Origin of the sequence: Protofrankia sp. Cas3 (assembly GCF_963555955.1) — a bacterium.
Classification (GTDB): Bacteria; Actinomycetota; Actinomycetes; order Frankiales; family Frankiaceae; genus Protofrankia.
This window is the reverse complement of the sequence record NZ_CAUVXP010000071.1, coordinates 1-2,689: the sequence shown is the minus strand read 5'-3', so window position 1 is coordinate 2,689 and position 2,689 is coordinate 1. Positions and strand designations below refer to the sequence as shown.

Genomic DNA, 2,689 nt, shown 5'->3' with positions numbered 1-2,689 from the left:
GCAGGCGAAGTACTGGACGTCGTACCCCACCGCCCGCCGCAGGTTCTGCCAGAACCGATCAACGAGTTTGGGGAAGTGGATGGCGTCGCGGGCCGCCCGCCGGTAGTCGTAGCCGTCCGGGTCCACCGGGGTGCCCTCCGAGGTGACCCGGCCGTAGCTGTCGCAGGTGAGCGTCAGGAACATCGACGGCCGCCACACCGTCCCGGCGGGTGACGTGAAGGTCCGGCCGACGGTGCGCCGATCCACCGGCAGCCGGGGCAGGTCGGGGGCATCCTGCCGCCGCCGGGTCGACCGGGTCCGCCGGGGCCGGTCGCGGCTGTCCGGCGCGGTCTTGCCGCGCACGCCGAGGTCTGCCAACGCCGTGTCCACTTGCGAGATCAGATCGTCCACTTCACCGATCTGATCGACATCGTGACCGGTCACAGCGTCGGTGCGGACGGCTTCGAGATCCGCCCGGAGCTGGACCAGCGTCTTCGCGTCATCGCCGGCGGGGTCCGGGTCGGGGAGCGGTTCGTCATCGAGATGCCAACCCGCCTTGCACTGCGCCATCCGGAGTTTCCGGGCACGCTCGGCACACGGCGGGCACTTGCTTGCCAACGTCGCCCCGCACGGCACCGGGATGATCTCGGTTTCCCCAGTGACCATGTCCACGCGGCGCATCGCCAACGGCCGGATGCACACCCCGTTCTCGGCTGCGACCGCCTCCAGGATGTGGCGGGCCAGTGGCTGGCGCAGGCGAGCGGCCCGGCTGCCCGCCGCCGGCGGGGTGCTCACCTCGCTCATGCCGCCTGTCCCTCCTGTCCGTGGTCGTGGTCCTGGCCGTCATCGTCGGAATCGGGTCGGTCGGGGTGGTCGGGTGGCGGTTCCCGGCAGCCACACACCCGCCACCGCCCCGCCGGTATCTGGCAGCCGTCATCCGCCCAGTGCGCGACCCACAGATGCCGGCACCAGTCGCAGACCGGCAGCGGATACACCGGCGCGTATTCCTCCGGTCCGGTCACGCGGCCCGCCCGTCCACATCCGGTGTCCAGCCGTCCGGACCGTCGCCGACGATGTCGAGCAGTTCGGCGACCGCCGGCACCGGATACCGACGGGCCATCCGTGCGATCTCCGCGTCGTCGACCCAGGCCGCCCGCACCCGGACCGGGTCGGCCTGGCCGTCCAGCAGCACATAGCCGACCCCGGGCATGTCCTCGCCGATCTCGTCGGCGCGTGCCCCGCGGTCGCGGGCACCATCCCCGAGCACGAGATCGACCTGGTCGGCTTCGGTCATCCGCAGCGCGACCCGGACCGGGAACAGGTCCCGAAACGGCAGCACCTCTTTGCGGGGATCCTGCACCGCACCGATCACGACGACGCCGGGTGCCCGGCCTTGGGAGAGCAGCAGCGGCAGCGACGCCGACAGCCGCCGCTTCAACTCCCGATCGGTGACATAGGAGGTCAGCGACGCGATCTCATCGACGATCACCACGATCAGCGGTTCATCCGTCGTCGGAGAATGCAACCGGCTGACCCCACGCAGCCGGGCGGCGCGTTTCCGCATCACCGACACCGCGTCGTCGAGGAGATCGGCGATGCTCTCGGTGTCGGTCGCGAACCGGGAGAACATCGCCTGCCCGAACGCCAGTTCCATCCCACCCTTCGGGTCGGCCACCCACAGTTCCACCAGCCCGGCACGCACCGCCGGGGCAAGGCCGCGGATCGTCGCCCACACCGCCGCGCTCTTGCCCGCACCGGTCGCCCCGGCGATCAGCACATGGGCGCCGCGGACCGGCAGCCGCCACAGCTCGCCGTCCTCGCGGCGGCCGATCGGAATCCCGGACAGGTCCACCGGACCGTCATCGTCGCCATCCCCGTCCCCGTCGGCGTCGGGTCCGTCCAGATCGAACGGGGGGATGGGAACGGCGAGGGGATCGCGGCGGGCGAAGTCCACCCAGATGAACCCCACCCGGTCGGCGCGGATCCGACAGGACCGAGCCCGGAACGCGTGGCGCAGCGCGTCGGCCTGCTCCGCCCACTGCTCGGGGGTCTGGCCGTAGAGCAGCTCGATCCGCAGCTGGTCGCCCCACCGGTCGGAGCGGATCGTCCGGATGCGGGGGAAGGTTTCGGCGAAGGAGACCCGGTCCCCGTTGGACACCGGAATCCGAATCGCCAGATCCGTGTGGACCATGACCGGGCGCCACCGCCACCGGTAGATGACCAGCAGCCGCAGCCGGCCGCGGATCCAGCGGGCCAGGCCGTCGAACGATCGGCGATGGGCCAGCCGCCACCCCACACCGACCGCGACCAGGGCGACGAGCAGCAGGCCGAGCCCGACCAGGCCGAACCGCTGGCGGACCACCGCCACCGTGAGCAGCACAGCCACCGCCACCGGATGACGCACGAGGAACACGACGATGTGGGCGCCTATCCGGCCGGCGAGCCCGAGCAGGACCGCCCACAGCGGCACGTCGACTCTGGGATGCCGGGTTGGTACCTCGGGAAACGGCCGTGAGCCGTTGATTCTGGCCATGACAGATCACACCCACCCAGCATTGGAAGAATCGAGAATCAGCGGTCCGGAACCGGCGAAAAACAGCGCTCGCAATCCGTCCCGGCACCCGCGAGGAGAACAACCAGACTTCAGGCCGCTACCACAGCCCCGTTATCGGTGTCGTCGGCTTTGCGGTCCAACAGGAGCCGTTCACAT

General features: G+C 70.7%; 3 protein-coding genes. All 3 read right to left on the bottom strand.

Annotated elements, in window-relative coordinates:
- Nucleotides 1-783 (bottom strand): replication initiator (locus U9983_RS14675; RefSeq protein WP_322754566.1); only part of this gene is annotated, 783 nt, incomplete at its 3' end.
- Nucleotides 780-1,001: a hypothetical protein gene (locus tag U9983_RS14670; RefSeq protein ID WP_322754565.1), complete on the bottom strand. Its 222-nt coding sequence runs from the start codon at nt 999-1,001 to the stop codon at nt 780-782. The genes U9983_RS14675 and U9983_RS14670, both read right to left, overlap by 4 nt.
- Nucleotides 998-2,512 (bottom strand): FtsK/SpoIIIE domain-containing protein, encoded by a 1,515-nt coding sequence (locus U9983_RS14665; RefSeq protein ID WP_322754564.1) that lies wholly within the window; start codon nt 2,510-2,512, stop codon nt 998-1,000. Before U9983_RS14665 ends, U9983_RS14670 begins: the two co-directional genes overlap by 4 nt.
- Nucleotides 2,513-2,689 lie beyond the last annotated feature (177 nt).